This is a genomic window from Pelagibaculum spongiae (assembly GCF_003097315.1).
In the GTDB taxonomy this organism is placed as follows: Bacteria; Pseudomonadota; Gammaproteobacteria; order Enterobacterales; family Pelagibaculaceae; genus Pelagibaculum; species Pelagibaculum spongiae.
In genome coordinates this window covers 76,044-101,966 of the sequence record NZ_QDDL01000003.1, presented here as the reverse complement: position 1 = coordinate 101,966, position 25,923 = coordinate 76,044, and the positions used below count along the sequence as shown (strand labels likewise).

The window sequence follows — 25,923 nt, the reverse complement described above, 5'->3', positions numbered from 1 at the left end:
TTTTCTGTTGGAGTTTCTACCCATGCCACTTTTGGCGTTGGATAAGGTTTTTCTTGGCTACGGAATGCAGCCTTTGTTAGACCACGTCACCTTGTCGATAGAACCAGGTGAGCGCATTGCGCTAGTGGGTCGAAATGGTTGCGGTAAGTCGACCCTTTTGAAAGTGTTGGCAGGCGAAATTGTGCCTGAAGAAGGGGAGCGAAGGTTAACCAAAAACGTGCGAGTGGCACGACTTGAGCAAGATCCACCGTGGGATGAATCTTCTCGAGTGTTTGATTTGGTCGCCGGTGGTTTGGCCGAAACGGGTAAATTGTTGTCCCGTTATCACCAGCTGGTAGATCAAGTTGCCGAGCAGCCAGAGCTACTTGATGAAATGGAAGAGCTGCAACATCAAATTGAAGCGGTTGATGGCTGGGGTTTTGACCAGCAAATAGAGCGCACGCTGACTCGTTTGCAGTTAGATGGTGATCAGCTGGTATCCAATCTGTCGGGCGGTTGGCGTCGCCGGGTAGCCTTAGCGGCCACCTTGGTTTCAGAGCCAGATTTATTATTACTCGATGAGCCAACCAACCATTTGGATTTAGAAGCCATTGTTTGGCTGGAAGAGCAAATCGTCCAGTATCCGGGTGCGATCATTATGATCAGTCACGACCGGGCAATGCTGCAGAAAATGGCTAATCGAGTACTCGATCTGGATCGTGGCAATCTCACTAGTTGGGAATGTGGCTACCAGACTTATATTGAACGTAAGGAAGATGCCCTGCATGCAGAGTCAATGCAAAACGCCGAGTTTGACCGCAAATTGGCATTGGAAGAAACCTGGATCAGACAAGGTATTAAGGCCCGTCGCACCCGTAATGAAGGGCGGGTTCGTGCATTAAAGAAAATGCGCAACGAACACTCTGATCGACGTCACCGGGTGGGCAAAGCCAACATCAAACTAGACCAGGCAGACAAGTCTGGAAAGTTGGTGATGGACTTGCAAGGTATTGGTCATGGTTATGGCGATAAAACCTTAATCAAAGATTTTGATTTAACGGTTCAGCGCGGTGATCGAATTGGTTTATTGGGGCCAAATGGTGCTGGTAAATCAACCCTGTTAAAAATAATGCTGGGTAAGCTTGAGCCAAAGCTGGGGCAAATTGCCCTCGGCACTAAGCTTGAGATTGCTTATTTCGATCAGATGCGTGATTTGTTAAATGAAGACAAATCGGTGATCGATAATATTTCCCAAGGGCGCGACCAGATTACCATTGGTGGAAAAGACCGCCATATCATCAGTTATCTGCAAGATTTCCTATTTACTCCTGAGCGCGCCAGAACACCGGTGCGAGCACTTTCTGGTGGTGAGCGAAATCGGGTGATGTTGGCGCGTTTGTTCAGCCAGCCAGCCAACTTGCTAGTAATGGATGAGCCAACCAACGACCTAGATATCGAAACTCTGGAATTGTTGGAAGAATTGTTAGGTGAATTTGCCGGCACGTTATTACTGGTCAGTCACGATCGTCAGTTCCTCGATAACGTGGTCACCAGCATGCTGGTGTTTGAAGGCGAAGGTGAGATTGTTGAAGTAATGGGTGGCTACCAAGATTGGTTGCGCATTTCCCAGATTCGTCAGCAAGCTAAAGTCGATGCCGAAAAGCGTCAGCAAAAGCAGCAGGCTCAAGTGGCTGCACCGGCCAATAAGGCGGTTGCTAAAAATGGCAAGAAAAAGCTCAGCTATAAAGAACAGCGTGAGTTAGAACAATTGCCATTAGAGCTGGAGCAACTAGAAAAACGTTTGGCGGAAATTGAATCGGCAATGGCTGATGTAGAATTTTTCAAACAGCCCCGTGAGAAAACCGACCCGGTGATTGAAGAACAAACTCAGGTTGAGAAAAAACTGGAAGTTTGCTTTGAGCGTTGGGATGAACTGGAAAGCCTCAAGAATGAACTGCAAGGGAATTAATCGGTGAGAGATAGACAATCTCTAAATCATCGCCAGCTAGCGCCGAAATTGAAATTATTCTATTCGGCTGGCTGCCCCTTTTGTATCAAGGTGTTTTTGGCAATGTTGTGGCTAAGGTTGCAGGGCAAGCTGTCTGCTGTGACCTTGGCGAATGTTGTCCGGCCAACGGTGCGTCAGCAGTTGATTGACGGTGGTGGCAAGAAACAAGTGCCATGTTTGGCAATTACCGATTCACAAAGTGAAAAAGTCATTTGGCTTTATGAATCTACTGAAATTATTGACTGGTTTAAGCGGTATGCAACAAGACGTTAATTCACAATACTTTTATGCCAATGGTTTACCAAAACGGCTAATCAGTGTTGCTCCAATGCTCGACTGGACTGATCGACATGATCGTTATTTTTTACGACTGTTGAGCAAGAACTGTTGGTTATATAGCGAAATGGTCACCACTGGCGCCATTATTTATGGTGACAAACAACGTCATCTGGATTTTAGCGAGTGTGAGCAGCCAATCGCATTGCAGTTGGGCGGCAGTGATCCACAAGATTTGGCCAAGTGCGCCAAGTTGGGTGAAGCCTGGGGTTATAACGAAATTAACCTCAATGTTGGCTGTCCCAGTGATCGGGTTCAGTCCGGTGCCTTTGGTGCCTGTTTAATGGCCAAGCCGCAGCTGGTTTCTGACTGCATTAAAAGCATGCGTGATGTGGTCGATATTGATGTGACGGTGAAGCATCGTATTGGTATCGATGACTTAGATTCGTATCAGCTGTTGTGTGATTTTGTTGGCAAGGTGGCAGAAAGCGGCTGTGAAACATTCATTGTTCACGGCAGAAAAGCCATTTTAGGTGGTTTGTCGCCTAAGGAAAATCGAGATATTCCGCCGCTGAAGTACGATACGGTATTGCAGCTGAAAAAGGATTTCCCCCATCTGGAAATCATCCTTAACGGCGGCATTCAAGATCTTGAGCAGGCTAAGCCATTTATTGGTCCATTGGACGGTGTCATGATTGGCCGGGCGGCTTATCAATCACCGTGGATTTTATCCCAATGTGATTCACAAATTTATGGCGGGGAAGATCAAGGCTATTCACGTGCACAAATAATTGAAAAGATGTTGCCTTACATCGACCAGCACTTAGCCCGTGGTGGCAAGTTAAAGCATATTTCGCGTCATTTGTTAGGGCTGTTTCAGGGCATTCCTGGTGCTAGGAAATGGCGACGGATGATTAGTGAGAATGCACATTTGCCACAAAGTAATGGCAAGCTGTTAGTGGACGCACTTGATCACGTTCGCTAATTGTCGAACGATCAAAAAATGGCTGGTAGCCTAAAGTTGCCAGCCATTTTTTTACCCATCATCAGGAGGTATGGAAAGTGTGTTAAAGATCCATGTCATCCAGATACCCCTCAGTTGACCTGAACTCTTGGTCGAGCACCAAATTAACCGCGTCGCCATTGAATTCAGCGTCATCATTCATGGTGTCCGGCTCTAATGCGCCGCTGGTATCATTGGGTTCGGCTGTGTAACTCAGCTGCATTTGCACCCAGCTTTCCACATCGAGTTCTGTGATATCGCCATTAAAGAATTGAATTTCGATGGTGCCATCTCGAGCGTCGACTGCGACGACTTCAAAAATACTGCCATCTTGCTTGTTTTGATACCAGTTACCAATGCTGGGAACCGGAGAAGTGTTGGAAGACATCTGATACCTCCTAAACCGGAAAAAGACCGGTTGTTTAGGATAATAATCGAAAAGCCGCAGTTTTGCGCAGTTGATTCAAATCATTAAACCCATCAACAAAGATTTAATACAAGTGAATTAAATTATCTTGACTCTGACTGTGGCAAGCGGGATATTTAGCAACACTTCGTTTGATAAAACCTTGCAGGTTTTACTGAAGCCATCCAGGTCCGATTAGAAGCCGTTACAGCGGCCGTTGGAGAAAATAATAATGAAAAAACAGGCGTTTTTGCTGCTAATGTCAGCAACTATTGTCACCTCTGTTACGACTTCTCAAGTTGTTCTGGCTGAAACTCCCCAAGAGAAAGGGCTACAAATTGCAGTGGCTGCTGACCAACATGCTGCTGGCTGGAACGACAGTCAGTCGGACATGAAAATGGTGCTGCGAAATGCCCAAGGTAAAGAAAGCATTCGTTATCTCAAGGTTAAGGCGTTGGAAATACCCGACGATGGTGATAAAAGCCTGACTATTTTCAATCAACCACGTGATGTAAAAGGCACCGCCTTACTGACTTTCTCCCATAAAGAAGGGGATGACGATCAATGGTTGTATTTGCCAGCGGTTAAGCGGGTCAAGCGGATCGCTTCTCGTAATAAAACCGGGCCGTTTATGGGTAGCGAGTTTGCCTATGAAGATATGAGTTCGCAGGAAGTCGATAAATACGATTATAAATATTTACGTGACGAGCCCTGTGGCGAATGGACTTGTTATGTAATGGAACGCTTCCCTAAAGATAAAAACTCAGGTTACACCCGGCAAACTGTCTGGATGGACCAAGCAGAATATCGTTTAGTGAAAACTGAGTTTTATGACCGCAAAAAATCTTTGCTGAAAACCCTCATTATTAAAGGGCATCAGCAGTATAAAGATAAATTTTGGCGTCCAGCTGAAATGCAAATGCAAAACCATCAAACTGGTAAAAGTACCGTGCTGGAAATCAGCAATATTAAGTTTGATAATGGTTTGTCAAAGAAAGATTTCAATAAGAATAGCCTGAAGCGGATCAAGTAATGAAGCTGAAGTTTTGGCTGGCAACTGCAATTCTAACGAGTTGTAGTTTGGCCAGCCAGCAGCTGTTAGCTGCATTTCCAGTCATTGGTGGTAAAGGCGCATGGGAAGCATCGGCGGCTTTTGAAACCAGAATTTTCCCTCGCTCTGGCTATGCAGGTCAGGGTAATTTCCAACCTTCGATAGTGTTTCAGCCTAGCTGGATATACGACAACGAGGACGGTGATTTTTCCTTCATTTTTTCTGGCTATTCACGTTTTGATTTAAGTGAAACCTTTGCGCCTTATATTGATGAAGCGCCAAAAAACAGCATCAGCCAGCATTACATCAAAGACATGTATGGGCTTTGGTTAACTGAGGATTGGGAATATTCGGCTGGTTTTCAGGAAGTATTCTGGGGCACCGCCGAGAGCTTGAATCTGGTTGATATTATTAACCAACAATCATTGATTGAGGGTTTTACTGAAACCAGCAAGTTAGGTCAGCCAATGCTTAAGGCAACCACTTCCCGAGACTGGGGCGATCTGGACCTGATTTTAATGCCGGGGGCGGTTCGCCAGCGTTACCCAAAACAGGGTGGTCGACTGTCACCGATTGTGGTATCGCCCAATGCAGAATATGCCGATGGTGACGGCGATCATAATATTGATTTAGCCATTCGCTGGGCGCGAACCTTTGGCGATATGGATTTAGGGCTGCATTATTTTAGTGGTGTCAGCCGAAGCCCGTCGCTGGAAGCGCGGTTAGACCAACTAGTGATTCAGCCGATTCCTTTTCAGATTGATTATCAGTTAGTGCCGGTGTATCACACCATCGACCAAGTCGGGCTGGATTTAAACTGGCTGTTAGGCGATTGGGTTTTTAAGCTGGAAATGATCGAAGTGCATGGTGAAGTTTATGCAGTAAAAAATTCTGGCTTAGACGGCTACTTCCGCGAATTACTAGCTATTTTAAATGTTCAAGCTTCAATTGAAGATCAATTAGCCGCGGGTGGCGCATTAACCCAAGAATTTCTAAATAGCATTGCGCCTAAAGCACCCGGCCGATATCGCGCAGCCGTTGCCGGTCTTGAGCTGGACTTAGGTTCGATACTTTCAAGCGACTACGACTGGCGACTGATATTGGAAACCTTTTACGATCAGCGTTCAGACCAAGCATTACCAGCCAAATTGTTTACCTTTGGTGGCCGATGGGCAATGAATGATGAAAACTCCCATGAAGCCGAATTAGGCATGCTGTTCGAGCCAGAAAGTGAAAGCGGCGCGCTGCGTTTTGAATTCAGTAGGCGGGTATTTGATGACTGGTTATTTAGCAGTAAAGTCCAGGCAGTTTTCTTGGGTGGTGGCTATAAAAATGTCTTGAGAGATGAATTGGATATCAGCCGTGATCATTATATTCAGTTATCGCTAGAGACTTATTTTTAATTGGGTTTGTCTGTTTTTTTTAAATGGTGCAGCTGTTTTTTTAAAGTGGCTAAGCTGCTTGGAAATATAAAGCAGCTACACCATTTAAATCTGCTTGAGCTTACCGAGATCCAGTGGCCAGTGGCGCTAACTTAGCGTTTCGATCCTGCCTTGAAATGACCAGTTACGTTGTAATTGCATGCTGCACCTGAAAACAATATTCGTATCGAGAGCGCTATATGCAGCGTTGTTCACGGTCAAACTCAACAAAAGTTAACCGTATATGTCGATTGAGTAAACTGCAAAACAACCATTTTATTTCAATGAGTTGAGATGCTTTTTCAAAACCCCTCTGTTCAGCGGCATTTTGTCGATAGTTCAATCAATTGACATACACGGAATCAAAATATATCGTCGCCAGCAAGACGTGAAAAGGCAAGCAAGCCACCAGAGTAAAGCCCTAGCGCCGAGCTAAAGCGGAATTTGTCTTTCATATTTATATAAGACTATGCGGCAAAAATGCGGCATAGGTTGCTGTTAAGTGCCAGGAGAATTATGAGCATCGTTAAGAAATTATGGATATTCGGTATGCTTGTCATGCCAATGGCATTCTTCTTTATTAACGGACTCAAAATAAGTTCAATCGATAGCGGTCCATTTTATGGGCTGGCGCTTATCATGGCGGGCTTCCCATTGAGTGGACTGGCTGTGCACCTATATTCATCAGTTATTATCGACTTTATTTTCAAACTCTTGGTTCCGGTTTATGAACCTGAGTTTTATTTTTATCAAGCAAATATTCAGTGGTTTGTTTATTGGTTATTTGCCTTTCTAGCAGGGTATATTCAATGGTTTTTTGCTCTACCCTGGGTAATCGGTAAGGTATGTCAAAAACGCACTTAACAAGGCCATGCAATCTGACTCCGCAACCTGTCACTTTTTGTGCAAAAAACGCACAAAAAGCGCCAGCTTGCTACGCAGTTGATGGCGGCGTTATGTGAAAGGTAGTTATTTGTTTAGTATCGGTCTATTTGTATTTTTGCTAATGTCAGCTGGTATTTTCTACTTTGCTGACGACGGAGGCGCTTTTGAGCACTACGCTGTAGCGTTCTTGTGGGCTGTGTTGGCAAAATTTTTTGTTGAAAAATTGCTAGGGCGCCCAATGAAGTATCTTCATTTCATGGATATCCCTGCGAGGCCCGATTCAGAAAAACATCGAAATACTATTCTAATAATTTGGTTTTCTATAGCCTGCTTTTTTAGCTACTTAATTGCATTTAAATGAGTAATTCACATAACAATCGCAGGCACCGGATCACAAATTTCGCCGCAGGCTCATTTGCTCACCGGTGTTGCTACCACGTTATAAGCAAAAATGAAATGAAATCACCAGATGAAAAACATATTGCTGAATTAAAATATAAGAGTGAAATTCGGTTTGGACCAGCGTACTTCACACTTACTATTGATGATGCAAAAATAAAGAATCGAATTTTCGGTCATAAGCTTCAATGGTCTGACGATTCACGGTATCTTGCAGCGGAAGAATGGCTTACAACTGACTCCCAAGAGGGGCCTATTATCAGGGTTACGCTATTTGACATATCCTTCAAAAGAATATCTGAGTTTCAAAAAATCGAAAAAGGATTCGCTGGTGATTTTCGTTTTGAAGGTGACGTGTTGGTTTACAAGAAATACTTTCATGGCAAGGGAATTATCAAGGAAGTCGAAGTCAATATAAACACCATCAATAATTGGGTAAATACAAGCTTATAACAATTGGCTCATGGCCGACCCCAAAAAGCTGGCCACGTCTTTTGTAACTTCAACCGCTGCCACTATCAGCTTTTTGGGTCGGCATAGCCACGCGTTAGCCGTTTATGGCATAGCTAAGTTTTATATCTACAATTTCGATTACTTAAACTAAAGAGAAAATAATGAAAAAATTTTTATTGATTAGCGCAACTGTATTAACGTTATCAGCATGTTCTGAGACTAAAGAATCATGGGTTGAAGGATGTTTGAATATCGGAATGGAAGAGCAGATGAAAGGAATGGAAGAAAGCGATCGATTCTCTGTTAAAAAAGGCGTAGAACAAGGGTGCCAAATGTTCGTACAAGAATGTAAGAAGTCACCTGATGGTGAAATGTGTATAGCTGTTAAAAAGAAATTTGGAGCCAAAGATTAATAAAATACGAATAAATTGCCACCTATTAATGGTGACAGCTTTCATTTTTCTAATTGCTACGCGTTATATGCTATACGTAGAAATGGAAAGAGAGTTGAGTAGTCAATTAATTAGGGCAAATTTTTCATATTTTATTGTTTGGATAATGGCATATTGGTTTGCCATAACTTCAAGAAAAATGATAACCAATTCAATTATTGGTTTTTTTGCTGTTATTCTATCGCCAAGTATAATGCCACTTGTTGGTTATATTCTTCTCATTGTGATGTATAAAATCAGAAGAATAAAAGTCAATCCAATAAAAAAAACGGCTAACAAATAAGGATAGGTGTCGCGCAGCCGACACCTTATCCGGGTGTTGAACAAGCCCGGGTGGCACTCTCTATAGTAAATTACAGATATTTCAACTAAGTAGGTCACGCCCTGCCGCTAAATGCAGGGCGAGCAAAGCTATAAACGCTGGAATCAGCATTTTTTATAGTGCATGTTTTTAGGTTTTTTGTAACGGCCCTCCTGCTCAATAATTACGCCATTATCCTTATTATTTCTGCCTTTCGGCTAGACCGGTCGTACCACGCCCAGGCAGCGCATTTCTTCTTTACAGCAAGGGCAGATACGACGGGGTTTGATTTTCTCTGGTGCTTTTTTGGTAACAATGACGCCACCCAAGATATTTTTTATACCCACCAAAAAATATTCAATTTCTCATGCGGTTGTAACTAGTTTAACCTATTGTAACCGTTGATTTTTGCAGGAGCGGCACTTGAAAAAGTTGTCATTTTCACATCATGCCAACACCTAGAGCGATTCTATACGATCCGAAAGAAAATCCATTTCTCCATGTAATTTCGCGTTGTGTTAGGCGAGGGTGGTTGTGCGGAGAAGATCCAACACTACTCAAAAAGCACCGTAAAAATTTCGACCATCGCCGCCAGTGGATTGTCGACCGAATTGACCGACTCAGCCAAGCGTTCGCCGTCGATATTGCATCTTATGCCGTGATGTCAAATCATTATCACTTGGTGGTGTATGTAGATGTGGAGCGCGCGAAAAAATGGAATATTAAGCAGGTGTTGTTGCAATACTGCAAGGTATTCGAGGCGCATCCATGGGTTAAGAGTTATCTCGATCCTGACAAATTCCACATGCTGACTCAAATACAAATTCAATGGGTTGAAGAAACTGCTGATACTATTTACCGCGAGCGATTATATTCCATTAGCTGGTTTATGCGCTCAATTAACGAGCCGCTGGCACGAATGGCCAACGCGGAAGACCAATGTAGTGGTCGATTCTGGGAAGGCCGCTTTAAAGCACAAGCCCTTTTGGATGAGCAGGCCTTGCTCACCTGCATGGCCTATGTCGACCTAAACCCATTGCGTGCCGGTATTGCAAAAACGCCAGAAACATCGGATTACACTTCGGTGCAAGCGCGAGTGGAAACTGAATTACCTGTCAGCAATCATCGTAGAAAGAAAAGCCGAAAAACAAATAATCAGCGGCGCTACGATTATAATTTCGCCCGATTAAAACCTTTTGTCGATAGCGAAAGCAAGCCCGGCATTAATATCAAAGATAAACCTCAGTCACTACCATTTAAATTAAAAGATTATTTGGAATTGGTCGATGCCAGTGCTCGCATGGCGCGCACTGATAAGAAACACATGGACAGCAGTTTGCCGCCCATTTTTGAACGATTACAAATTGAGACTGATGCACGCTGGTGGGCTTCTGCCATGAGCGGTCGCAGCACTGTGATGGCCAGTGCGCGACAATTTGCCCATGCGATGGGTAATGCGCTGAACCTCAAGCAGTTTCGTGATCGAGTTAAACAACAAACTGAAACTTGGCGACAGCAAATACCATCGCCTGGAAAACAACCACCCTCTTGATGCTCATTTTTATTGGGTAGGTTTAAGTCAGAAGCTTTAAAATAAGATGCAATTTAAATAACCGGGGCTGATCCGGTTTTCGTCGTGGCATCAATTTAATATAGTTGCATTTGAAACGAAGCAATCGACCGCCGTAATCACATTCAATGTTAGTATTTTAGGGTTATTCCGGTTATTAGATTTTTGGATTGAGGTATGGTTGAAATTATGGGTGGCGTGCTGTTTGCGGCGTGCTGTTTGCGTGTGCTGTTTGCGTGTGCTGTTTGCGTGCTGTTTAGGTGGCGTGCTGTTTAGCAGGTGCATAAAATCGAAATCCAACTGACACAGTGATGATATTGGTCATCAGCGCTAAAAAAACCAATTGCTGGCTATTAATATGACGATCTCTTGCTTTGTCTTTGACTTTAGTAAGTGCAAGGAGTGCGAAGAGTTTGTGATAGTTTTTTAGTATGCTTTTTATCAATATAACGTAACCATTCAGCATGTCACACCAACCGATCCAATTTCTCCTGAATAAAGTCCGGCCATTTACCCGCAAATAATAACGACAAAGCTTCCCCAACACCGACCCCATTTTTTTGGCAGGTCGATATATAGCTCCGGATTCTGCAATACGCTTTCACGCCATCCCATGAGCGGAAGCAGCCTGATATCTTCTGCTGAACCTTGCTCATACGGAAGTCCCGTTCACCCTGATTATTGGTAAACGGTGCTCGGGTATTACTCATAAACCGCAGCACGTCTGCTTCAAAATCCCGCAGCCGCTCTAATAAATTTCTCGATTTACTTCGTGCTAATTTCCCTCGCTTTAATTGACCTTTTTTATCCGCTTTTTTTGGCTCAGGTGCCGGGCATTCCCGATCACCTGCTTTTAATATTTTTCGATATCGCTTCACCCATTTTTGACACTGCTTTTCATCCAACTCACCCCCCGCCTCATTGACTGCTGTATTCATTTCATAAAGCAGATCTTCCATTGCCTTGGCCCACTGCTGGCCATCTTGCTCATGGGCTCGCGCCAATTCACGTACATGATGGGCGTTACACAATACATGCAAGCACAGCACAAATCGGTAGTAGCTTTTCCAGTGATCGTGTACCAATAAACCGGTAAATTTAGGCAAGATGTCGATCGCTTCCATTGCCTCGATACCTCTTGATTCATGCGCTTCAATCCACGTCCAGCGGTCATTGCTCGCGACATGTAGCCACTTTCGTTTACCATTGATATTGACGCCGGTTTCATCGGCATGAATCAAATCTCCAGCACGCAAAATAGCCGGTACTAACTGAGCAAATGGCTTCAGTCGATGAAAAGCTTCCTGATTAAAATTGGCAAGGCTACCGGTGCTGATTGGCGCATCCAATATCTCAGCGAAGTGCTTTTGAGTCCGTTCATAAGGAATCAGCTGGTAGCTCGACATATAAACCGCGTTGGCTTTAAACTCATTGCCATATTGTATTGGCCGAGTGACCCCTTGCGGAAACTCAGCAACAAACTGGTTACCCTGCTCGTCTTGTAGAATCTGCGCCCGATATTCGGTGACATATCGGGTAATACGAACATCAACTACTTGGCGGCTTTCACTGCCAACAACACGGTATTTTCCTTTCGGCAATTGGCTACGATCAATCGTAATATCCAGCACTTCATCTGGGTCTTTCACCGGTGATAAATTACTGCCTTTATGGCCAGGCTGCCCGCCTGGGTTTTTATTGCTTTTGGCGCGCGATTTCTTTTCTCGATTAGGATCTGCCGATGGCGGAATGCTGGAGTTTTTGCTGTTTAGCCCTTTGCTATCAAGCAATATCTTAACGACGAGCATCAGCATACGAACCATCGCCACCAATTCGGGCGGTAAGCGTTTGCTTTTGGCTAACAATCGCTCGGTTTCAGCGATTGTTTTATTAATTTCGATTGAGTCCATGCGGTTATTATCGCACAGGTTTTCAGGGTGGTTTTTTTGTCTCTGAGGCTTACTGTGGCGACTTTTTAGAAGCGGAATGCTGATGCGCTATTCTGAGCAAAAAACATTGATAATCAGGTGTGTTAATAGCAGTTTAATGCGGCGTTTAAGTGGTATTCTGAAAGAGGTGCTTAAATTCGGGAAAATATAAAAAAACCTGTCAAGCGATTTTTATATTAAATTGTGCTGAATGGTTACGATTTGTTTAAATATTTCCCAATCAGATTCTTTCATTACCATTTCCTAGGCAGCTTTTGAACAAGTACATCGTAAAATAATTTAGTGTAATTATCATCTGTGATTAATGCTAGAAATCAGTTGTGGCAGTATAAAAAAACCAGCTTTAGAATTTGAGTTCCGAAGCTGGCTCTGGAATGGCAGGCAAAACAAAAGTTGGTTACAAAATTCTTTTATTTACCTTTTAAATACCGCTGTACTCGATTTAATAACACACCGTAAAGTGGCAGGAATAGCAGCAAGCTGATGGCCAGTTTCCAGCCGTAGTCGACTGCGGCAATTTCCATCCAATTTTCTGCCATAAAGGCATCGCTGGAGTTATTGAATGCGATACCAAAAAAGCTGATGGTATCGACTAAATTACCGAAGATGGTTGAAGCGGCTGGTGCAATCCACCACTGAGACATTTGGCGCAACCGATTGAAAATCGTAATGTCCATCAGCTGGCCAATGATATAAGCGGCAAAGCTAGCCAGTGCAATTCGGGCGACAAAACTATTGAAGGTATCTAGGCCATTGCTCTGGAATGCGCCTTGATAGAACAGCACTGAAATAACGTATGACATCACCAGTGCTGGCAGCATCGCTCTGAAGATAATTCTTCGTGCGGGTTCTCTGCCAAAAATACGAACGGTTAAGTCGGTTGCTAGAAAGATAAACGGGAAGGTAAAAGCGCCCCATGTGGTATGCAAACCGAACATTTGAAACGGAATTTGCACCAGATAATTACTGGCAGTAATCACTGTGACATGAAACAGACTGAGTGCAATCAATAGGCGACTATTTTCTGAAAGAGTCACAGTTGAAGCAGAATTTAAAGAAAGGGCGTCACGCATCATCAAGCCTTTTTGTTGTACGAGGTGAGGGAACTCGGAAGGCGGGCGATTATAAAGTAATCCAACCCGCTGTCTAGTATTATCTGTTCAAAATTTGATCGAATCAAGTAGGGTTCGCCAGTCGCAGAGTTTAAAGCTACATCAGCTACTCGCTAGGTATTGATAAATCAGACCGAAGCAGCCTCGGCGGATTTGATCAGTCGGTAGATAGTTTGGTTAACGGGTAGAGATAGTTGAACTGTTTTCGCGATGTCTAGCAGATAACCATTGATCGCATCGATTTCGCTGAGTCGGTTGGCCTGGTGGTCTTGATGGGTTGATGAATAATTAGCGGCAGTTTGATTGATCACTTGCCAAATCAGATCGGCAATCGGTTGCGTGGCAAGTTCCGGGTATATCTTATTGCTAAGAGTTAAACATTCATCAATTAATTGCTGAGTAATTTGTTTCAAATGAAGGTTGACTGCCAGTTGGCCATTTTGACAATTAGCAATTGCAGTCAGCCCGTTGATGCAGCAATTAATCAGCAATTTTTTCCATGCGGCGAGTTTAATGTCGCTGTCGGTTTGAGGGTTTAAGTTGGCTTGGGTAAATGCAGTGATCCAGCTTGACTGACAATTCGCGTCAATTCTTATTTCACCAGTTCCTGCCTGATGAACTGTAAATTGCTGGTTTGTGTTGTTTTTACATGCGCTTTCTTTCCAAACATTTTCTTTCCAGGCTCCGTGGGTAGAGAGTGCATGAAACAATGAAATTTCAGGCTTTTGCTGGCGGATTAAATCACCGAGCTGTTCAATAATTCCCATGCCATTTTGAATCAAAATAATTTGTGCGTTGTCGGCTAACGCATTTATTAAAGGTTTGATTGCGGGTAAGGTTTGCCAAGTTTTCAGGCAAATGATTAGCCGCCGAATAGAATTTTTTTTAATATTTTCTGCGGTAAATGATGGGAATAAGTAGCGGGAGTTTTCAAATAGCACACCGCTTTTAGAAAATTTTTCCACTGCCTGCTGATCACGGCCAATTAGTGAAATGTTTTGTCTTGCTTGTTGCAACCGGCAAGCGATTAACAAACCAAGACTACCTGCACCGAGTAGGTGAATGGTTGAAGTAGTACTAAAAGAATTCACAGCAGAAGGATTCGTCATTTTATTATTGGATTACCAAAAGCAGAATTAAAGCAAGGTAGAGCGGGTTCTACCCTGCTTTTAGTTTTTCAGTATTTCGGTGATTTAATCCAGCGTGCGGGCACGATAGCTGGCAAAATCTTCCCGGTTTGCTTGATAGCTAGCCAGTATCGGCGAGCTAAACAGCAGATCAGCAGTTGCCCGGTTACAAGCCACTGGAATATTCCAAACTGATGCTATACGCAGCAGAGCCCGAACATCTGGGTCATGTGGTTGGGCTTCCAACGGATCCCAGAAGAACACCAGTAAATCGATTTTTTGCTCGACGATCATCGCGCCAATTTGTTGGTCGCCACCTAGTGGGCCACTTTCTAAGCGCTGGATGGGTAAATCCAGTTCTTTTGAAATCATGGCGCCGGTGGTGCCTGTCGCACATAAATTAAATTGCTTTAGAATTTCATGATGTTGATGCGCCCAATCTAATAGATGAGGTTTTTTTCCATCGTGGGCAACCAGTGCCACAGTACGTTTTTTTTGCTCAGTCATATCTAACTCTCTTTAACATCAGTCTATCCTTGTTCGCTCCAGCGAAAAGAAGTGGCGGCAATCAAAAGAAAGATCATGGTCATGATGATCAAGGTAATTAAGCTTGGCGCTACCGAGGCCAAATCTGCCCCCTCGGTCATAATAGCGCGTGCGCTAGAAACGATATGGGTCAAGGGCAAGGCTTGAGCAATTTGCTGCAAAATTGGACTGGCACCTTCCAATGAAAACCATAACTCTGATAGAAACATCATTGGCCAAGAGAACAAATTAAGTAGACCACCGGCCAGTTCTTCGCTGCTTAATCTGGCACAAATAGCCAGCGCCAAGCTGATTAGGCAGAAAGCGCCGGTAATCAAAACGGTAAACAGTAGCAACCAATTGCCCAGCATGGTTAAGCCGAGCAGTTGCCAAGTACCGATAAATAATACGCTGCTTACGCTAACGACCAACAGCATGCGAGAAACTACCTGCGCCAAGATAAATTCCAGTGGTCGAACTGGGGTGGCTTGCAGACGTTTTAAAACACCATTTTTTCGATAGCGCACCAAACTATAGCCAACACCAAACAGACAAGAAAACATCATGTTCATGCCGAGCACACCGGGCAATACCCAATCGACATAGCGAATTTCGTTACCTTCAACGGTTTGTTTTTCTGCTGGTTTTGCCAATGTTCCCTTAACAATATTTTCGAGGGTATAACCTTTCGGTGAGCTGGTGTTAACCCAATATTGCAAAGGTTGAGTTTGTTGTGAGTTGCTCTGAATCAGCATATCCATTTTATGGTGCTGCAGTTTTTTCAGCGCGCTGGCTTTTTGATCGACTGAATATTCAACAAAATCGATATATTTAGTATCGAGCAATGGTTGAATGGCTTGTTTATTTGAAGTGTCTGGTGCGATGTATCCGACCTTGAACATTGCCTGCCCGCCGTAACCAAAAGCAAAGGCGAAGCCGAGGATTAGCAGCAATGGAAATGCTAAATTCCACATCAGAGTGCCGCGATCGCGGTAAAATTCTTTGTTACGAGCGCCAATTAGCGCCAGAATATTGGTTATTCTCATCGCATTAGGCTCTCAGTTGGTGACCGGTTAATTTAATAAATAAATCTTCTAGATTCGCACTATGAACCTGCACATCTTCCAGCGAAACACCTTGTTGAATCAGTCGAGCGAAGTCTTGTTCCAGGTTGCTGCTAGCCAACTCTATGCGATCTCCCGCTTGTAATAGCGGTAGTTGTAGCGCTTGCAATGCTTCGCGTTGACTCAATGGTAAACGGATCATTCTTTCAGGAAAATGCTGGTTTAATAAGTGCTTTGGAGAACCTTGTTCTATGATTTTTCCATGGTCAATAATTACCAAATGATCACATAGTAATTCAGCTTCATCCATATAATGAGTGGTCAGCACAACTGTTTTTCCTTCACCGAGGATTTTTTGTACTAGGTTCCAGAAATTACGCCGAGCTTGGGGGTCGAGTCCGGTGGTGGGCTCATCAAGAAATACCAATTCCGGATCATTAATTAATGCCAGCGCAAGCAATAGGCGCTGTTTTTGTCCGCCAGATAATCGCTTAGGTTCCCGATTGAGAAATTCAGCTAAATCGCATAACTCGATCAGTTCTTTTATCGGACGGTTTTTTGGATAAAAACTACCGAATAATTCTAATAATTCCAGGCAATTTAACCGATCGGGCAAGCTGGTTGATTGAAACTGAATGCCAATGTTTTGCCGAAAATCTTTACCGGGTGCTTTACCTCGGTAAAGCACTTGGCCAGAGCTAGGTGGTAAAATACCTTCCATCATTTCGATGGTGGTGGTTTTTCCGGCACCGTTAGGTCCAAGCAAACCAAAGCAGCTGCCTTGTTTTATCTGAAAACTGATGTCGGCGACGGCTACTTGCTCTTTGAAGGTTTTCCGTAGATTTTCTACAGCCAATAAATCCATTGCAACTCCCTGAATGCCACCGCTGGAGTGGCATTTTTTCGATCAAACCGCTTTTTTATTCGGCATTTTGTTTGAGGTTTTTTACTTCGCTAGAGGTCTTCATTTCTCCATCTACTTTCATTTCACTATTCCAGGGCGCAACCACTAGCAATAAAAACATGCCGGGTATTGCGAGCAACGTGCAGAGATAGAAGAAATTACTCCAGCCAACACTTTCAACCAGAACACCCGCATAGGCGCTGGTAATGGTTCTTGGAATAGCAGTTAAAGCGGTAAATAATGCAAATTGAGTGATGGTGTGAGCGCGTGAGGTGGTTCTGGCAATAAATGCGACAAATGCCGCTGTGCCTAAGCCGACACCGAGATATTCAAAAGCAATAACAAATGCCAATATCCATAAACTTTTCTCAGCGTTGGCTAAATAAGCAAAGCCCAGAATGGAAACAATCTGCACTACACCAAATAGCCATAATGCCCGATTGATACCGGTCTTTATCATTAATATGCCGCCAAAAATACCACCAAAAATTACTGGCCATAAACCGGCATGCTTAGCAACTATGCCAATTTCAGTTTTGCTATAACCTAAGTCGAGATAAAACGGCGTAGACAATGCAGTTGCCATCGAATCGCCCAGCTTATATAAAAACATAAAAGCCAGAATGGTCAGTGCATATTTAACACCATGCCGACCAAAAAATTCTTTAAATGGCTCAACAACGGCCTTTTTAATGCTAGTGGGTGGTGCGTTTGGATGCTCGGGTTCTTTAATAAATAAAGTCATAGCGATTGCAATCAGCATAAATAATGCAGTGATTTCAAAAACTGTTTGCCAAGGCATATGATCAGCAAGAATTAAAGACAAAGAACCTGGGACCAGCCCCGCAATTCGATAAGCATTAATATGAAGAGAATTACCGAGGCCTAGTTCTGCATCTGATAATACTTCCCGCCGGTAAGCATCAAGTACGATATCTTGGCTGGCGCTGAAGAAGGCAATTACAAAGCAAATATAGCCAATGGTCCAGATCTGCTCGGTTGGAGAAAAGCGGCCCAGGGTAGCAACGGCAATTAAAATAGCGATCTGAGATATCAGCATCCAGCCCCGGCGGCGACCGAGAAAGGGTAACTGAAACCTTTCCATTAAAGGTGCCCAAATAAATTTCCAAGTGTAAGGAAAGGTCGCTAGAGTAAAAAAACCGATTTCTTTAAGGCTAACTTGCTGATCGCGTAACCAGGCCGGCGCTAGGGAAATCAGAATATATAAAGGCAGGCCGGAAGCGAAACCAGTAAACAGGCAAACCAACATGCGCTGGTTAGCAAAGGTTCGCCAGGTTAACGGCTGGGATGGCGTCATATAAATCTCTGGTAATGGTTAATAAAACTTCAAATTTTATTCAGTGACAAACTGAGGTAGTTCACCGTCCAAATACCAGCGTTTATTTTCCTTATTCCATAGCCAAGTTTGTTCGTCAGTTAGAGAATGTTCTTTTTGAGTGCCTTCATCAACATAGCGGATTTTGACGACTTGCTTGAGCTTATTGCCATTGTCTTCACTATTTCGAACTAATACATCATATCCAGTAATACGAATACCATCGAACGCATCGCGCTGTTCTGTGGTGAGATGTGTTGGAGATAAGTGGTAGTAGAGGGCAGCTTGGTCAAACGAATTACCGCGAACCATCCGGTGATAGGTCATCAGTTGGTCGGTAAGTTTGGCGTCTCTTGGATTTTTGTAACCACAGGCAGTAGTTAAAGAAAGGATCAAGGTCAGTAGAAGCAGGCGCACAATTAGTCCCTGTTATTGGCTTTAGTCTACTGAGGATAACATCGCCCCCGCAACTGCCCAAGCAGTAGTGGGGGGCAAATGTGAAAAGAGCTGAATTACATGGCGTAACTGAGGTTTAGATAAGCACCATCAATGGTTGCATCGGCATCTACGCCATCAAGGCCATCGACTTTTAGATTTATTACACGATAGCCGAGGTTGGCACCAAAGCCAGAAGCATGCTCGTAAGAAACTTGAGCTGAATAATCTGAAATATTATGGACACCGATATCTAGCAAGCTGCCATGGGCATCCAGACTGAGGCCATCAACCGGTGTGCTGAGTTGGAAGCCGACATAGCCCATAGTTACAGGGCTCGCAAAACGTTCGAGCCGACTATTGGTTGAGTTTGAGAGTTTGATTTCGCCATCAACTAGCTTGGTGGTGATACCGACATCAACTTGGAAAAATGTATCGATTACTCGATAAAACATGATTACATCACTGTATCGAATATCAATAACTGAATTTAACTGAGTGCCGGCCGTGAAAGTTTGATCGCCGAAGACAATTTCGGTAGAAGCTGAGCCACCACCATTGGTATCAATTTCTGTGTGGCGAAGTTTCAGGTTTGGAATCAGTGGTAGCTGATGAATAATTTCAAAACCAACCACTCCTTGGCTTTCGTCTTCATGCTTTAAATTGATGTTATCTGGGCCAGCAGAATAATAACCATCAAAACCATGATTCCAAGTTCCGATTTCTACTTTGAATGAATAGGGTTCATCTTCGGCAAAGGCGGAGGTGGTAAGCGCTATGAGTGCAAATGCGGCAAGGTACTTCTTCATAGATATTTCCGAATATTAATTATGATAAAACTGAATTGTGAGCTGAAAAGGTATCAGCTCTAACTCTATTGATGAGAAACAGAACGATTAATGCTGTAAAAATTAGTATAGAAGAAAGTTGTGAAAAGACAGATTAAGACTATGAAGGGCATAAAAAAACCAGCAGTCGGTAGACTGCTGGTTTGCGCAAATCTATTTAGTTAATCAGTCGAAGCAGCTGATTAACTGAGATAATTACATTTATAGATCGTAAGACAGTTCATAAGCAGCAATCAAACCAATAATGTTGGTTTTATCGCCATTACCTGAACGCTTTTGTGCAAAAGCCATTCCTAGCTCTAACCCATTTTGCAGCGCATAACCGCCAGCAATTTCTAGTTGACGAGTCTTATCATCAGCATCATCGGTACTACTAAAACCAACAACGCCACTTATTGGACCAGAAGCGACTTCGATCGCAGCAGTTAGGTAATTGATATCATCTTTATCGGTAGCAATTTCCAGCATAGGTGTTAGTTCAGTAGCGCCTATTTCTGAGCTGTGACCCAAGCCAAATACCCACGCGTCGGTGTTATCAGTATTATCACCGTTGTCAAAATCAGCATAAGCAGCATGAATCGTCAGTGCTTTAAATTCACTATCTACAGCAATTGCATAGGAAGCGAACTTGTTATCAGGAGAGCCCGAACGTTCTACAGATTCAATATAGCGCTTGTCTAAATTACTATCGCCATGGAATACCCCAGCACTGATACTGATCGAGCCTGTATTGAAGTAACCACCAACAGCAATTTGTTCGGTAATTTCATAGTCGCCCGCAAAGCCAGAAGTGAAAATACCTGGAGCATCAAAACCGGTACCAAAATTGATGCCGGTTTTACCAATAAACCCACCAAATTGCTCAGTGTCATATTGCAGCTTGAATTCGTTAATGTAGAAACCGTGATCTTCCAGATAGCGATCGTCGCTATTTTCACTTTCATTGATTTCTTCTAAAGCGATTTGTCCAAAGAAGCTTAACTGCTCAGTAATACCCACAGTAATTTCTGGTTCGATAGTTGCGAATAAATTCGCCTTTTCATCTGCATTACTTTCAGCGCTATATAGGTTGTTATATTCCAATTCCATAGGAACAGTAATGTTGGCATCAGCCATTGCGGCGACAGGGAACATGGCAATTGCCAGAAGAGACTTTTTGAACATGGGTACTTCTCCAACAGACACTTTTTTATGGCCGGAAGCAGGTCACCGGCTGATAGCGAGGCATCTTAAAGTAACCATCTCCAAAAATAAACAGCAATGAGAGTAATTCGCATTTGCTTTTAAGTGTAAAAATGTTGATCAGAAGACAAAAGCAGTGCTGTTCACTGGCACTAAATCGCGCGACAATGCGATACAAATCCAGATGTCTTCAGCGAGATAAACAGTATGATCGCTAATGCCTTTCCATATGGGGGAACTGGTTGGAGTTTGTTGGAACAGGGAGAGATCAACCCTAAGACACTCGAACTGGACTTGCAGGGATATTTGATTGCAAATCCTGCAGGAGAAGCCTTGCCAGATCTCTATAGTTGGCAGCAAGCAATCGATAAATTACAAGCCTTAACAGGTGTAATCATTGAGCAGCAATAAGCTGAAATGGTTTTAAGTACATTGGGTTTTAACAGGAGTAACTATTGAGCGGTAATGCGTTGTGGTGGCTGGTGCCATTAATAGGTTCATTAATTCTTTATCCTATTTGGGGGCTGATACCGAGAGGTCGAGAAGCTAAGCAATTAAAGTTTCGTCAGATGGCCAGAGAAGCGGGCTTACTCGTTCAAATTCCACGAGTGAAGAAACCTGATGGTCGAGTTGCCATCAATATGTCTGCCGGGAAAGCAGAATATTGCTTAGCTTTGCCAATGTCAGCGGTCGGACATTGGCGTGCGACATATGATCAGTTTGAAGAGATGCAGCCCTGTGGTTATCAACCTGAATCACCAGTATCTGATTTTTTTGGCCGTTGGTTAGTAGAACATGATGGTGAATTGACGATCTCCCAAAGAGGCAAGCAGCTAGTTGCGCTTTGGGATGAGAGAGGAACAGAAGTTTCTCTTCAAAGAACCATTGAGCTGTTAAAAGATTTGAAACAACTTCAGGAAGCAGGGTAGTTACTGCTTCCTTGCTCGATAACCAACATAAACCTGTGCTGGGTCTCATTTTTATCTTCAACAATTTTTTTAAACGAATCACTTTGATTCAATGAACTAGCACATTATTGAGCGAAATTATTTCCTATGCTTTAACCGCACTGTTATTTAGCACAGTGCCTCTGGCAATATTTGTTGCGATTAAAGCGAGGTTAGGGTGAAGATAAATAATTTTATTATATTCGCTTTATTTTTCATGCTACCGATGGGTGCTTTGAGTATTGAGCTAGCTGCGCCGTTAGAGATCAAACCGGTTCAAGTACATTCATATAGTGTTTCAGCAGATTCAAAGTTACAAACATTAGCGGTTTTTTCTGCAGGTAATGATCTGATAGAGCCTATTCAGTGGCAGGTCAGCTCTGATGCCACTCAAGCGGTTGTTTCGCTAAAAGTATCAAAAGCCAATCAGGTTGAGTTGTTGTATCAGCCAGAACCAGAGTTTTTTGGAGAAGATATAGTCATTGTTGCTGCAAAAAATACAGCAGGCCAAACGGACCAATTGCGATTTACCGTGACAGTGAAGCGTTTATCGACTGCTGAGAAGGGTTTTCAATATGGCGGTGGAAAATTGTTGATGACTGTTGTTATTGTTTTATTGTTGTTTGTTTTTTTCCGGTTAAGTGATCAGGCAATCAGGAAATAAAAAAGCCCGGATTTCGGGCTTTTAAATATCAACTTACCAGTCAAGATCATCTGGAATTTCAAATTGAGAATAATGATCTGCATTGGGATCATCTTTATCAACGGCAGCATCATCCTTAGATTTAACAATATCATTCAAAAAGACAAAGGTTTTAGGTGAAATGTTTTGCACTTTTAAGCAAGACTCGGCTGCCAGAATATGATACTCACCACCCCAGTTAACCACACCTAACTGACCCGCCTTAAGAAGGTCACGCTGCTCGCCAGTGACATGCACTGTATAAATCTTTTCACCGTTGGAGTAGTTGAACGTTTCCTCGGCACCTGCTTTGTTCTTACGGTGCTCTTTGGTGATTTGGCGCATTTGTGCATCGCGGGCTTTCTGCTTCTTGGCGGCTTCCCGACGCTCATTGAGCTCACGGTCACGTTCAGCCTGTGCGGCTTTCAGCGCGGCTGCTTCTGACTGCATAGGGTCAACTGGCTTGCGTTCATCTTTCTTGCGATTCAGCACCTGCTTGGTTTGCTTATGCTTGCCAGATTTAACCTGCTTGGCCTTTTGCTTGGTAACCAGCCCGGCCCTCAGCAGCTGATCCTGAAGGGAATTGCTCATATGGTTCTGCACTTTCAAAGAAATCTGAGAGAAATATATAGCCAGCAGCGAAGATCGCAAGTCCTGAGCAGAGATTTCCTATGAGGATTGCTATCAAAGAATCATCAATAGTCATGTCGACAAGAGGTAAGTACATGATGGAAATCTAATAATTCTATTCAAAGAAAACCAATGGTGAATGATTTTTTATTGAACGTTTTGTTGCCGTCAAGCCGGTTTTCACACGGCCTGACTAGCAAGGAATGAGTATGGAGAGTAACGCTAGCGTCTGAGCTAGTGTTTAGCACCATTAGCTTGTAACGATGCCATTTGCATCGCAAAAAATTCACCGGTTGCTTTACTTAATGAATCACTGCGTTCGGTTGAACGTAATACCTGCATTAATGGCGCGCGCACGCCAGGAATTGCCATCGTCTCTGCCAATAATGGGCTGAATAACCGAGCGCTTTCACTGTGATTGGCCATGGCTTCCAGCCATGCCTGTGCCACTTCAATTTGTTTTAAATCCTCAAAACAACGGCTGGCAATCACAATGAGTAACTCAGTAGAAACTTCTGCTTGTTGTAATAATTGGCTAATCAACTTTTGCCGGGCCGCTACAGACGTTGCAGATTGACTAGCGCTAATTGCGCGTAACAACATAGGAATAAATTCCTGTTGCTGTGATTGCTTAATGCTTTTTCTGATTCTACGAATTAGAGCTTCAACCAAATCATCATTCAGGTCGCAGTGCTCTAGGCATTGGCAAAGGGCACTAAGTGGCTCTACTTTTAATTGATCAATTTTTTCAGCGTAATCTGCTTCAGACTTTAATGCGAAATCGGCAAAACCCTGAAAAGGTAAAAACTGCCAGTCGCCGGAATTATTTAAAATAAAGTCTTCAACTTGCTTCATTGCTGGTGAAGCTTCCATATTCAGCGCTTTGCCAAAGTGAGCATGAATCATAGCCAGTACTGGTTCCGATGGGCGAATGCCCCATTTGCTCTCATTCATCTGGTCTTGAGTATGTTCACCCTCGGCAATTGCCTGAAGGCTAGTGCCCAACTGATTCAGTAACTGGTGTAAAAAACCGTCCCGTTCATTGGGCTGCATGCAGCCATGTTCATCCAGTGGGAAACTTAAACACCAGATCTGGTGCTGTTCTGGCTGATCTTCACTCCACAGCAAAATGGCAAAGTTGGCTTTGCGTTGCAGTGGGAGCGGGTAGGGTATCTGGCCATTTTCAAAGCCTTCAAACACCTCCGGTGTAAGTGGGCTGACTCGACGATTCAAATCGAGAATGCAGGATTGGCAGCCGATATGGCGCAAAAAGCCACTGATACTGGAAAGGGTGTTGGCGCTAGGGTTCATTGAGAGTCCAATCCGGGCAAAACGGCGATTCTAACAAAACTGAACCGAGATGGCTTGATTGGAGGCACTCAGTTATTTCACGGCCAATCGTCTGAATGTGGCCGACGAATGATCAAGCATGACTTTCTCGCTAACTAGAAACAACAGCTTGGATAGCAGAAGCTTTGACTGGGTAGACGCCCGACAGGTAAAAGGAAAAGCAAAACAGATCTGGTTTAATTTTCAAAAGCCTGATCGCAATCAGGCACTTTAATTTTTAATCTCACCGAAAATACTGATGACTGGTGATTAATGCTGGTGGTCAGTGATTAACTGGCAGTAACCATTAACGGAAAAAACCTCTTCATCTTCAATCCAGCGAGCATAGCGTTTTTCCATCATTACCAATCTTTGCTGAACCAGGTCAGTATCTTTTTGTTTTCCTTGGTAGTTAAAGTAAACTTTACCATCGAATTTTTCATCCACGCTGTCTTTGTGGCGACTGAAATGTTTGGTTAGCGTACAAGTTGCATGGATATACGCCTGATCACGGCAATGCCGATCTGCAAAACGTAATACGGTATCAAAATCATCATCGTAAGCGGGGTCGCTGCAATTAATTTCGATACTATGCCATTGTGAATTTTCCGATGAAGGGATTTGACGAATTACAAATTCAGGTTCGTTTTCAAATACCACTGGCGCATGAATATCTGCTAGGTCAATTTCCAATAATACCTGGTTCTCAGCAACCAGTTGATCGGTTTTTAAATTCAGATATAACTTGTTGCTGTGCTGGTGGTAAAATGGCTTAAAACGCGCTTGCGGAAACCAGTGTTCCGATAACTCGACATCACGAATCAGCGACAGATCAAAACGATCGAGAATTAGCAATTTTTTCTGAAAGGAATGCCCATAAATAACGTACTGTTCAGATACATAAAGACCTGCCCCATCAGCCTGCCAGTAATGGTTATCCCAACCAAAATCTATCTGGCGTAACTCCTTGCCTGAGTGAGCATCCAGTACTTCAACACCATTGCTGGTTGCTAAAAACACTTGCTCTTCAACCAGCTGCCAACCATCAATAGTGTACTTGGTAATATGTGACCAGTTTGGCTGACCATTCTCCAGTGTAAAGCTGGTAATTTCGGAGTTGCTATAAATATCTGGATGAACTGATTTTCCGTGATAATCAATTAACGGAATTTGCTGGTTGGAGCGATGCCCTAACATTACTATAACTCTCTCGCTATATGAGACTGCTACCAGATTTTCGTCTTTCCTGAAATTAACTCGCTTTTCTAGCTCAATATTCCATTTTTTATCAAAAGCCACATCAGATAAATGAATCGTTTTTTTTCTATCCATCTTCAAGATATTGTTACCTACTTGACACCAAAAACCTCCCCTAATAACTGACTTTCTAAGTCTATTCTCTGATATTTCGAAAGATACAATTGTCCCAGTTGACAAGCTACTATAATAAAGCACCTCACTCTCATTTTGATTCATTGCATTATTATGAGCAATAGCAATTTCATGTTCAGAAAGTAGGTCGCACCCTTCCCCATTTATATCACTAAGTCGATAAATGTAGTCTTGTTGGCTAGCGCCATCTCTCTCATAAGAGAAAATTTTATTAATAAATCTATGCCTAATACATCCTTTATATAAAGAACAATCAT

The 25,923-nt window shown here is 43.2% G+C and carries 27 protein-coding genes; 13 read left to right on the top strand and 14 right to left on the bottom strand.

Translation table 11 applies throughout. From position 1 onward, the window contains the following. Positions 1-22 precede the first annotated feature (22 nt). Genes uup through dusA form a run of 3 tightly spaced genes read left to right on the top strand, consistent with a single transcriptional unit; the run spans position 23 to position 3,248 of the window. On the top strand, positions 23-1,948 hold the full coding sequence (gene uup / locus DC094_RS09350) for an ATP-binding cassette ATPase Uup (RefSeq protein ID WP_116687127.1): 1,926 nt from the start codon (positions 23-25) through the stop codon (positions 1,946-1,948). Between the two features lie 3 nt (positions 1,949-1,951). After that, complete coding sequence (locus DC094_RS09345; RefSeq protein ID WP_116686863.1) at positions 1,952-2,260, top strand: glutathione S-transferase N-terminal domain-containing protein; 309 nt, start codon at positions 1,952-1,954, stop codon at positions 2,258-2,260. Next, positions 2,244-3,248, top strand: coding sequence for a tRNA dihydrouridine(20/20a) synthase DusA (gene dusA / locus DC094_RS09340; protein ID WP_116686862.1), 1,005 nt, complete (start codon positions 2,244-2,246; stop codon positions 3,246-3,248). The genes DC094_RS09345 and dusA overlap by 17 nt, the downstream gene beginning before the upstream one ends. 82 nt (positions 3,249-3,330) lie before the next feature. On the opposite strand, the gene DC094_RS09335 is transcribed toward dusA, so the two are convergent. After that, positions 3,331-3,654 (bottom strand): DUF6763 family protein, encoded by a 324-nt coding sequence (locus DC094_RS09335; RefSeq protein WP_178030891.1) that lies wholly within the window; start codon positions 3,652-3,654, stop codon positions 3,331-3,333. Between the two features lie 250 nt (positions 3,655-3,904). On the opposite strand from DC094_RS09335, the gene DC094_RS09330 reads away from it, so the two are divergent. The 7 genes from DC094_RS09330 to DC094_RS09295 all read left to right on the top strand — a co-directional run bounded on the left by DC094_RS09330 (position 3,905) and on the right by DC094_RS09295 (position 10,186). Further along, positions 3,905-4,705: an outer membrane lipoprotein-sorting protein gene (locus tag DC094_RS09330; protein WP_206605620.1), complete on the top strand. Its 801-nt coding sequence runs from the start codon at positions 3,905-3,907 to the stop codon at positions 4,703-4,705. Beyond that, the gene (locus DC094_RS09325; RefSeq protein ID WP_116686861.1) at positions 4,705-6,126 is read left to right on the top strand and encodes a hypothetical protein; all 1,422 of its coding nucleotides are present in this window, start codon (positions 4,705-4,707) and stop codon (positions 6,124-6,126) included. Before DC094_RS09330 ends, DC094_RS09325 begins: the two co-directional genes overlap by 1 nt. Before the next feature lie 534 nt (positions 6,127-6,660). Next, a complete protein-coding gene (locus DC094_RS09320; protein ID WP_116686860.1) occupies positions 6,661-7,008 on the top strand; it encodes a hypothetical protein in 348 nt (115 codons plus the stop codon). A 477-nt stretch (positions 7,009-7,485) separates the two neighbouring features. Further along, on the top strand, positions 7,486-7,881 hold the full coding sequence (locus DC094_RS09310; RefSeq protein ID WP_116686858.1) for a hypothetical protein: 396 nt from the start codon (positions 7,486-7,488) through the stop codon (positions 7,879-7,881). 161 nt (positions 7,882-8,042) lie between these two features. Then, entirely contained in the window at positions 8,043-8,294 is a 252-nt protein-coding gene (locus tag DC094_RS09305; RefSeq protein ID WP_116686857.1) for a hypothetical protein, read from the top strand. Between the two features lie 94 nt (positions 8,295-8,388). Next, on the top strand, positions 8,389-8,616 hold the full coding sequence (locus tag DC094_RS09300) for a hypothetical protein (RefSeq protein WP_133245510.1): 228 nt from the start codon (positions 8,389-8,391) through the stop codon (positions 8,614-8,616). 466 nt (positions 8,617-9,082) lie between these two features. Further along, entirely contained in the window at positions 9,083-10,186 is a 1,104-nt protein-coding gene (locus DC094_RS09295) for a transposase (protein ID WP_133245509.1), read from the top strand. Between the two features lie 485 nt (positions 10,187-10,671). Here the strand turns inward: DC094_RS09295 and tnpC are convergent, their stop codons facing one another. The 10 genes from tnpC to DC094_RS09240 all read right to left on the bottom strand — a co-directional run bounded on the left by tnpC (position 10,672) and on the right by DC094_RS09240 (position 20,668). Next, entirely contained in the window at positions 10,672-12,114 is a 1,443-nt protein-coding gene (gene tnpC, locus DC094_RS09285) for an IS66 family transposase (protein ID WP_116686853.1), read from the bottom strand. 449 nt (positions 12,115-12,563) lie between these two features. After that, a complete protein-coding gene (locus tag DC094_RS09280) occupies positions 12,564-13,226 on the bottom strand; it encodes a 7-cyano-7-deazaguanine/7-aminomethyl-7-deazaguanine transporter (protein ID WP_116687125.1) in 663 nt (220 codons plus the stop codon). Positions 13,227-13,393: 167 nt separating this feature from the next. After that, positions 13,394-14,374 (bottom strand): ketopantoate reductase family protein, encoded by a 981-nt coding sequence (locus DC094_RS09275; protein WP_116686852.1) that lies wholly within the window; start codon positions 14,372-14,374, stop codon positions 13,394-13,396. An 84-nt stretch (positions 14,375-14,458) separates the two neighbouring features. Continuing rightward, positions 14,459-14,899 (bottom strand): methylglyoxal synthase, encoded by a 441-nt coding sequence (locus tag DC094_RS09270; RefSeq protein WP_116686851.1) that lies wholly within the window; start codon positions 14,897-14,899, stop codon positions 14,459-14,461. A 23-nt stretch (positions 14,900-14,922) separates the two neighbouring features. Then, positions 14,923-15,963 (bottom strand): ABC transporter permease, encoded by a 1,041-nt coding sequence (locus DC094_RS09265; RefSeq protein ID WP_116686850.1) that lies wholly within the window; start codon positions 15,961-15,963, stop codon positions 14,923-14,925. Between the two features lie 4 nt (positions 15,964-15,967). Beyond that, the gene (locus tag DC094_RS09260) at positions 15,968-16,846 is read right to left on the bottom strand and encodes an ABC transporter ATP-binding protein (RefSeq protein WP_116686849.1); all 879 of its coding nucleotides are present in this window, start codon (positions 16,844-16,846) and stop codon (positions 15,968-15,970) included. 55 nt (positions 16,847-16,901) lie between these two features. Beyond that, on the bottom strand, positions 16,902-18,203 hold the full coding sequence (locus tag DC094_RS09255; protein ID WP_116686848.1) for an AmpG family muropeptide MFS transporter: 1,302 nt from the start codon (positions 18,201-18,203) through the stop codon (positions 16,902-16,904). Positions 18,204-18,239: 36 nt separating this feature from the next. Continuing rightward, a complete protein-coding gene (locus DC094_RS09250) occupies positions 18,240-18,638 on the bottom strand; it encodes a hypothetical protein (RefSeq protein WP_116686847.1) in 399 nt (132 codons plus the stop codon). 95 nt (positions 18,639-18,733) lie between these two features. Beyond that, the gene (locus DC094_RS09245; protein ID WP_116686846.1) at positions 18,734-19,465 is read right to left on the bottom strand and encodes a TIGR04219 family outer membrane beta-barrel protein; all 732 of its coding nucleotides are present in this window, start codon (positions 19,463-19,465) and stop codon (positions 18,734-18,736) included. Between the two features lie 240 nt (positions 19,466-19,705). Continuing rightward, complete coding sequence (locus tag DC094_RS09240; RefSeq protein WP_116686845.1) at positions 19,706-20,668, bottom strand: porin; 963 nt, start codon at positions 20,666-20,668, stop codon at positions 19,706-19,708. Between the two features lie 225 nt (positions 20,669-20,893). Here DC094_RS09240 and DC094_RS09235 point away from each other — a divergent pair, with 225 nt between their 5' ends. The 3 genes from DC094_RS09235 to DC094_RS09225 all read left to right on the top strand — a co-directional run bounded on the left by DC094_RS09235 (position 20,894) and on the right by DC094_RS09225 (position 22,297). After that, a complete protein-coding gene (locus DC094_RS09235; RefSeq protein WP_116686844.1) occupies positions 20,894-21,097 on the top strand; it encodes a hypothetical protein in 204 nt (67 codons plus the stop codon). Between the two features lie 44 nt (positions 21,098-21,141). Beyond that, on the top strand, positions 21,142-21,615 hold the full coding sequence (locus DC094_RS09230) for a hypothetical protein (protein ID WP_116686843.1): 474 nt from the start codon (positions 21,142-21,144) through the stop codon (positions 21,613-21,615). A gap of 196 nt (positions 21,616-21,811) precedes the next feature. Continuing rightward, a complete protein-coding gene (locus DC094_RS09225) occupies positions 21,812-22,297 on the top strand; it encodes a hypothetical protein (RefSeq protein ID WP_133245508.1) in 486 nt (161 codons plus the stop codon). A gap of 33 nt (positions 22,298-22,330) precedes the next feature. Here the strand turns inward: DC094_RS09225 and DC094_RS09220 are convergent, their stop codons facing one another. The 3 genes from DC094_RS09220 to DC094_RS09210 all read right to left on the bottom strand — a co-directional run bounded on the left by DC094_RS09220 (position 22,331) and on the right by DC094_RS09210 (position 25,612). Then, entirely contained in the window at positions 22,331-22,906 is a 576-nt protein-coding gene (locus DC094_RS09220; protein WP_116686841.1) for a DUF2058 domain-containing protein, read from the bottom strand. A gap of 273 nt (positions 22,907-23,179) precedes the next feature. Beyond that, positions 23,180-24,256: a DUF3549 family protein gene (locus tag DC094_RS09215; RefSeq protein WP_116686840.1), complete on the bottom strand. Its 1,077-nt coding sequence runs from the start codon at positions 24,254-24,256 to the stop codon at positions 23,180-23,182. Between the two features lie 288 nt (positions 24,257-24,544). Further along, a complete protein-coding gene (locus tag DC094_RS09210; protein ID WP_158527275.1) occupies positions 24,545-25,612 on the bottom strand; it encodes a hypothetical protein in 1,068 nt (355 codons plus the stop codon). Positions 25,613-25,923: the final 311 nt, after the last annotated feature.

Bases quoted from the DNA above. Each gene is read 5' to 3' on its own strand.
- uup (WP_116687127.1), top strand. From the start codon at position 23: ATGCCACTTTTGGCGTTGGATAAGGTTTTTCTTGGCTACGGAATGCAG.
- dusA (WP_116686862.1), top strand. From the start codon at position 2,244: ATGCAACAAGACGTTAATTCACAATACTTTTATGCCAATGGTTTACCA.
- DC094_RS09335 (WP_178030891.1), bottom strand. From the start codon at position 3,654: ATGTCTTCCAACACTTCTCCGGTTCCCAGCATTGGTAACTGGTATCAA.
- DC094_RS09330 (WP_206605620.1), top strand. From the start codon at position 3,905: ATGAAAAAACAGGCGTTTTTGCTGCTAATGTCAGCAACTATTGTCACC.
- DC094_RS09325 (WP_116686861.1), top strand. From the start codon at position 4,705: ATGAAGCTGAAGTTTTGGCTGGCAACTGCAATTCTAACGAGTTGTAGT.
- DC094_RS09320 (WP_116686860.1), top strand. From the start codon at position 6,661: ATGAGCATCGTTAAGAAATTATGGATATTCGGTATGCTTGTCATGCCA.
- DC094_RS09310 (WP_116686858.1), top strand. From the start codon at position 7,486: ATGAAATCACCAGATGAAAAACATATTGCTGAATTAAAATATAAGAGT.
- DC094_RS09305 (WP_116686857.1), top strand. From the start codon at position 8,043: ATGAAAAAATTTTTATTGATTAGCGCAACTGTATTAACGTTATCAGCA.
- DC094_RS09295 (WP_133245509.1), top strand. From the start codon at position 9,083: ATGCCAACACCTAGAGCGATTCTATACGATCCGAAAGAAAATCCATTT.
- tnpC (WP_116686853.1), bottom strand. From the start codon at position 12,114: ATGGACTCAATCGAAATTAATAAAACAATCGCTGAAACCGAGCGATTG.
- DC094_RS09280 (WP_116687125.1), bottom strand. From the start codon at position 13,226: ATGCGTGACGCCCTTTCTTTAAATTCTGCTTCAACTGTGACTCTTTCA.
- DC094_RS09275 (WP_116686852.1), bottom strand. From the start codon at position 14,374: ATGACGAATCCTTCTGCTGTGAATTCTTTTAGTACTACTTCAACCATT.
- DC094_RS09270 (WP_116686851.1), bottom strand. From the start codon at position 14,899: ATGACTGAGCAAAAAAAACGTACTGTGGCACTGGTTGCCCACGATGGA.
- DC094_RS09265 (WP_116686850.1), bottom strand. From the start codon at position 15,963: ATGAGAATAACCAATATTCTGGCGCTAATTGGCGCTCGTAACAAAGAA.
- DC094_RS09260 (WP_116686849.1), bottom strand. From the start codon at position 16,846: ATGGATTTATTGGCTGTAGAAAATCTACGGAAAACCTTCAAAGAGCAA.
- DC094_RS09255 (WP_116686848.1), bottom strand. From the start codon at position 18,203: ATGACGCCATCCCAGCCGTTAACCTGGCGAACCTTTGCTAACCAGCGC.
- DC094_RS09245 (WP_116686846.1), bottom strand. From the start codon at position 19,465: ATGAAGAAGTACCTTGCCGCATTTGCACTCATAGCGCTTACCACCTCC.
- DC094_RS09240 (WP_116686845.1), bottom strand. From the start codon at position 20,668: ATGTTCAAAAAGTCTCTTCTGGCAATTGCCATGTTCCCTGTCGCCGCA.
- DC094_RS09235 (WP_116686844.1), top strand. From the start codon at position 20,894: ATGATCGCTAATGCCTTTCCATATGGGGGAACTGGTTGGAGTTTGTTG.
- DC094_RS09220 (WP_116686841.1), bottom strand. From the start codon at position 22,906: ATGAGCAATTCCCTTCAGGATCAGCTGCTGAGGGCCGGGCTGGTTACC.
- DC094_RS09215 (WP_116686840.1), bottom strand. From the start codon at position 24,256: ATGAACCCTAGCGCCAACACCCTTTCCAGTATCAGTGGCTTTTTGCGC.